Source organism: Oleiphilus sp. HI0080 (assembly GCF_001635135.1).
In genome coordinates, this window is the sequence record NZ_LWFU01000458.1 from 1 (window position 1) to 5386 (window position 5386).

Here is a 5386-nt window from a genome sequence, read left to right on the forward strand (position 1 = left end):
CAAAGAGCAGGTCGGCTTGCCGGGCGAAGGTCGGGTGATGGTCGTTGATGGCGGTGGCTCTAAGCGAAATGCCTTGTTGGGTGATATGCTCGCTGAGAAGGCGGCATCCAATGGCTGGGCCGGACTTATTATTTATGGCTGCATTCGTGATGTTGATGTGATTCGTCAAACGCAATTAGGTGTGCAAGCGTTGGCGTGTAATCCGCGAAAGACTGAAAAACGTGGTTTGGGTGATTTAAATGTCGAGGTGAAATTTGGCGGTGTGGTGTTTAAACCGGGCCATTATGTTTATGCCGACAACAATGGCGTTATCGTTTCGCCACAAGCTTTGGAAATGCCATAGACTGAATTCCGTATCGTCGAGTTTGAACTTAGTTAAACTCGACGATTTCTGCCCCCACCACATAGCCATCCGGACCATTACTGGCGCAGCGCACTATTCTAAGGGTCGCTTTTAAATCCTGAGTATGGTCTGTACCTGACTTTATTAAGGTTCGACATGTCTCTCCTTCAGGTAACTGTTCTTTTACCCGAAACATCAAGCCTGTACCGCTGAGATTTAAGCAGAACGCAGGGTAACGTTTGCCGCTCTCTGTCATGGTTATTTCAATTTCTGTATTCAGTGTCATACGGTGGAAGCTTCGCTTCTCCGAATGATCGCGTTGAGGAATGCTTTCTTGTGCGTAAGTCATATTGCTTGACCTCTCTTATTTTCACTGTATATCTAGCAGACAGAATAAGAATACGCCAAGATTTAGGATGAAAGGTGGATTAAAAGATGGTAGGGCACGGGAGTGTCTACTGCGTCTCACCGTGCCACGATATTTTACAAATTAATGCTGAGTTTTAAGCCCAGCTATCGTTTTTCTTAGTAGGTTTGAGTAAAGGGATGATGAGCGCCAGAATCACGCCTAGAAGGACCAGTGCGCCGCCAATCAGCATCATATTGGATTCAGATTTGTCTTTTAGTCGCGAATTTTCTACTTCGAGTAGTTCTAACTGATTGCGAAGCTCTTCGTTACTGTTTCGTAATTCACGATTGCTTCTGTCGAGATTAAGAGCATCGGCGGAGACGGCTTTGACTCTTGCCAGTTCATCGGTATTCGCGCTTAGAGACTTGCTTGCCTTGGAATGCTGTCCCTCAAGCTCTTCATAATTGCTTTGCAGCGTACTTAGCTTGTCTGACAGTTCTTTGTTTTGAGCCCGCAACGTCGCGAGTGTTTTTTCAGCACGTGCAAGCTTGTCGCGAGCGATGGGTTCTTGCGACAGGTAGCGCGTTGGTAAGTACCCCTCAATACCGGAAGCTGTTTTTACAAATGAGTAGCCGGACTCGGTATTCTTTTCGATAATCTCTAGTGCTGTGCCGCTTGGTAGCCCCTTGTGCACGATGCGAAAGCCGGTACCTTCACCACTGCGAAGCGGTACCAATAACGTGTCGTCAACGTACATTGTTTCAGCAAGCACGCTGCTAGCTAGCAACATCGTGGTAATGAATGATAAAGCGATTTTTTTCATGACGCGTAAGTCCTGTATGAATTCTGTAGCGTGAGCTTTTAAGGGAGTACTTTTTTAAATGGCTTAACGATCACGTTAGCGTAAACGCCTGCAGCGATGTAAGGATCTTGATCTGCCCATGCGCTCGCCTCTTCAAGAGAGTCAAATTCAGCAACAACTAAGCTGCCTGTAAAGCCTGCCTCGCCCGGATCTTCATTATCTAGAGCTGGATGGGGGCCAGCAATCAGTAAACGCCCTTCTGATTTAAGCACTTCAAGGCGAGCCAAGTGATCGGGCCGTGCCGATTTGCGCTTTTCCAAACTGTTTTCGACATCCGTAGATATGATTGCGTAGTACATAGAGTCTCTCAATTGTGGACGATATCTTCCAGCTCTAAGCCGGTAAGCGATTTTATTTTCTTAAATAGGTACATCATCGCGATGATCATTACGATGACGCAAGGAATAGTAATAACTGGGTAACTCAACAGGTTCATCGTACCTAGCTGATCGTTAAACTCTGCTGTTCCGCTTGGACTGGTCACGATCACTTTCGCTAAGACATAGTTTAGGATGGCAGAGAGCAAAAAGGACCCAGCTAAAATGTAGGTCGCTGTTTGCAGGGCCTCTTCAAAACGCGCTTCAGATTTGTGCTCTTCCAAAGCGGCATTCACTTTGTCAATTTGCAGAATCTTATCGTTGTAAATGAATGTTTTAACTAAAGGATAGGGGGTTCTTAGAGAGAATATCGTGCCGACACCAATGATGAGCGGAATGGCCGCCTCTTTAATGGCGATGTATTTGCTGTCTAGCTCAAGGAGACCTATGCTACTTGTCAGCAATATGCTGATGAAGCCAAGGGCTGGAATGAAGCCAAACTTCTTTTCCTTTATGAACTGATAAACGCCGTAGCCCAGAGGCAGGGAAAGACCAAGGATCAATCCGTAGACGGGGCCCAGCTGGTCTTCAGGGCTGAGATATTTCAGAACGAGCGTGGGCAAAATTACGCATAGAATGAGTTCAAGAAACAAGTTTCCTGACTGCGCTTTTTGGGAAGCTTCCGACATTTGGTTTCCAATTTTAATGGCAAAGCGTAAAGACGAACGAGTGTTCACGCACTCACTTATCATAATGGAGCAGGATTATACGATGTTACGACCGAGAATTTTAGTGTGAGATTTTCAAATATTGACCTGCATTGCCATAGTTATATGTCTGATGGCGACTTAAGCCCATCAGATGTCGTCGAACGCGCTCACGGTAAAGGTGTTGAGCGACTTTCGCTTACCGATCATGACACCATTGCCGGCTTGGCTGAAGCAACACGAAAGGCCGAGGAATTGGGTATGGAGCTTATTCCTGGGATCGAAATTTCCTGTCTTTGGAACAAAGCTGGGGTACACATTCTTGCTTACAACTTTGCACTTGACTGCCCTGTCATGAAAAGAGTGCAGAAACATCAGAGTGATTTGCGCTTGAGTCGCGCCCGAGAAATATGTCAACGATTGCAGAAGAAAGGCTTGCCGCCAACTCTTGAGGCAGCGACGGCGCTAAGCTTTGAGGGAATCCCCGGGCGACCACATTTTGCACAGGCTCTTTTGGACATGGAGCTTGTTAGTTCGATGGGAGAGGCGTTTAAGCTCTACCTTGGTTCAGGAAAAGCAGGTGATGTGAAAAGTATTTGGCCTTCTCTTGAAACCGCAATGTCTTGGATCTCCGAAGCCAATGCTACGGCCGTTATAGCGCATCCTCGCAAGTATGATTTTAGCTTAACCAAGCTCCGAGAATTGATTTCTGATTTCCAGTCATTTGGAGGACATGGAATGGAGGTGGTTGTTTCTGGTCAAAAGCCAGGAGAGGTCGGAATGCTCGGTGATATGTGCCAGCGGTTTGGTTTGCATGGCTCTGTTGGCAGTGATTTCCATTCTCCAAAGTGGTCTTGGGCTGAGTTGGGACGTATCCAGGTTCTGCCAGATTCTGTTAAGCCAGTTTGGGAGCTGTGGGCGTGAAAGCGTTGGTGGTTGATGATCAGGTGATCAACCGTTTGGTGTTAATCGCCGCGCTAGAAGAGATGGGGTATTGCTGTATCGAGGCCGAGAACGGAGAGCAGGCAATAGAGCAATATACGCTTAGCGAGCCGGACCTTGTAATGATGGATGTGATGATGCCTGTGATGGATGGCTATCAGGCTACCATCGAGTTGAAGAAACTTATTGGTGAAAGGCATGTCCCGATCATTTTTCTGACGGCGAAAACCGATGAGGAGTCACTTCTAAAGTGCCTTGAATGTGGTGGCGATGACTTTTTGCAAAAGCCTGTAAATACCACTTTGCTTCAATCGAAAATTAATGCACATCTTCGAACTCAAAGGCTTACAGACGAGTTAATTCAGAAAAGTCTTGAGATGGAGCGCTTGCATTCTACTCTCCAAAGCGAGCATGAGACAGGAAACCACGTTCTCTCTCATGCGTTAGCGAAGAACCTTCGGCATAGCGATAGCATCCGCAGCTATTTAGTGGGCCAGTCAACGTTCAATGGCGATATTCTTCTATCTGCTGAGAAGCCTCTTGGTGGTCTGTATGTCTTTTTAGGAGACATTACCGGGCATGGTTTGGCGGCAGCAATTGGAACGATCCCTCTGTCCCAAGTGTTCTTTACCATGACCCGCAAAGGGAAGTCTTCCACATCAATTATTCGAGAGATGAATCGCTCGCTCCGCGCATTTTTGCCGCGATCGATGTTTTGCGCAGCCTTGTTGCTTGAGCTTGATGCGTCAGGTAGCAAAATGAGGATTTGGTCGGGAGGTTTACCTCTTTGCTTTCATCTCCAAAGCGCGAAAAAGCAGGTTGATCTCGTTTCTTCTCGACATCTACCTTTGGGCGTATTGGATGACAGCGCCTTTGATCCATCTATGGAGAGTATCTCTGCGGAAGAAGGGGATTCTCTGTTGATGATGACGGACGGTATTCCCGAGTCTGTAAATGCAAAGGGTGTCATGTTTGGACTAGATACTGTTGAGAATTTAGTTAATAAGCATCACGCAGATGCGTTTGAGGAGCTGCTCCGACAGTATGCAGATTTTGCAGGTGCAAGACCCCAAGAAGATGATGTGTCTCTGGTAGAAGTGCTTGCTAAACCATCATCCCCGACACATTCTGCTGCAACCGAATCTAAGGTAGCTGTTCCTTGGACGACCTCCGTTCAACTTGAGGCTGCGGCGTTGCGAGAGTTAGAAGATCCAGTCGGAGAGATATTAAAGTTATTACCAGAGCGTTTAGAGTTTTCTGTTTATCAAGAGCGGATTTCAACAGTCGTAACTGAGCTTTATTCTAATGCGCTAGAGCATGGGGTTTTGGGGCTCGACTCCAAGCTAAAGCGAGGGGCGGACGGGTTTGCTAAGTACTATTCCTTTCGTGAAGAGCGCTTAGAGAAGCTAATCTCCGCACGTGTTGAGATCACGCTCTTTTTTGATCCGCTAAGGTATCCAGATTTGCTCGGCTTAACCATTTCTGACAGCGGTAAAGGTTTTGCGCACGATTCAAACTCGCCGAGCAAACTGCTCGGTCAAGATGAGCGTTCGTATGGCCGAGGGATTGCGCTTGTTGAATCGCTTTGTTCCTCGGTCAGCTATAACGATGCAGGTAATGAAGTGACCGTTCATATTAAGCTCAACTAAGCTCTGTCAGGGCGCTGTCATGCGACGGTCATAGCGTGTGCGTGTTAGCTGTTGAAGAATAAGAAAACGTCAGTCAATTGCTCAGAGATAACGGTTTCGAATTGTTGCATCAGTTTCTTGTTGTTGATGATGGGGGCAAAGTCTTCGTTATCGAATAGTCCCGAAAGTGCCATATAAGGTAGTAGCAGCTCTGCGGACACTTCTTCATCTTTACTGA

General features: G+C 46.9%; 7 protein-coding genes. 3 read left to right on the forward strand and 4 right to left on the reverse strand.

Annotated elements, in window-relative coordinates:
* The coding region (rraA, locus tag A3751_RS09145; protein ID WP_068454722.1) for a ribonuclease E activity regulator RraA at window positions 1-343 on the forward strand (343 nt) is incomplete at its 5' end.
* A 28-nt stretch (window positions 344-371) separates the two neighbouring features.
* Here rraA and A3751_RS09150 read toward each other — a convergent pair.
* From A3751_RS09150 to A3751_RS09165, 4 genes are all read right to left on the reverse strand, one after another.
* On the reverse strand, window positions 372-692 hold the full coding sequence (locus A3751_RS09150) for a PilZ domain-containing protein (RefSeq protein WP_068454725.1): 321 nt from the start codon (window positions 690-692) through the stop codon (window positions 372-374).
* 154 nt (window positions 693-846) lie between these two features.
* Window positions 847-1515, reverse strand: coding sequence for a TIGR04211 family SH3 domain-containing protein (locus A3751_RS09155; protein ID WP_068454728.1), 669 nt, complete (start codon window positions 1513-1515; stop codon window positions 847-849).
* A 38-nt stretch (window positions 1516-1553) separates the two neighbouring features.
* A complete protein-coding gene (locus tag A3751_RS09160) occupies window positions 1554-1853 on the reverse strand; it encodes a YciI family protein (RefSeq protein ID WP_068454731.1) in 300 nt (99 codons plus the stop codon).
* 8 nt (window positions 1854-1861) lie between these two features.
* Window positions 1862-2560: a VC0807 family protein gene (locus tag A3751_RS09165; RefSeq protein WP_068454733.1), complete on the reverse strand. Its 699-nt coding sequence runs from the start codon at window positions 2558-2560 to the stop codon at window positions 1862-1864.
* Window positions 2561-2665: 105 nt separating this feature from the next.
* Here A3751_RS09165 and A3751_RS09170 point away from each other — a divergent pair, with 105 nt between their 5' ends.
* Window positions 2666-3502, forward strand: a complete 837-nt coding sequence (locus A3751_RS09170; RefSeq protein WP_197466252.1) for a PHP domain-containing protein — start codon at window positions 2666-2668, stop codon at window positions 3500-3502.
* Window positions 3499-5169 (forward strand): fused response regulator/phosphatase, encoded by a 1671-nt coding sequence (locus A3751_RS09175; protein WP_068454739.1) that lies wholly within the window; start codon window positions 3499-3501, stop codon window positions 5167-5169. The genes A3751_RS09170 and A3751_RS09175 overlap by 4 nt, the downstream gene beginning before the upstream one ends.
* The last annotated feature ends 217 nt before the right edge of the window (window positions 5170-5386 follow it).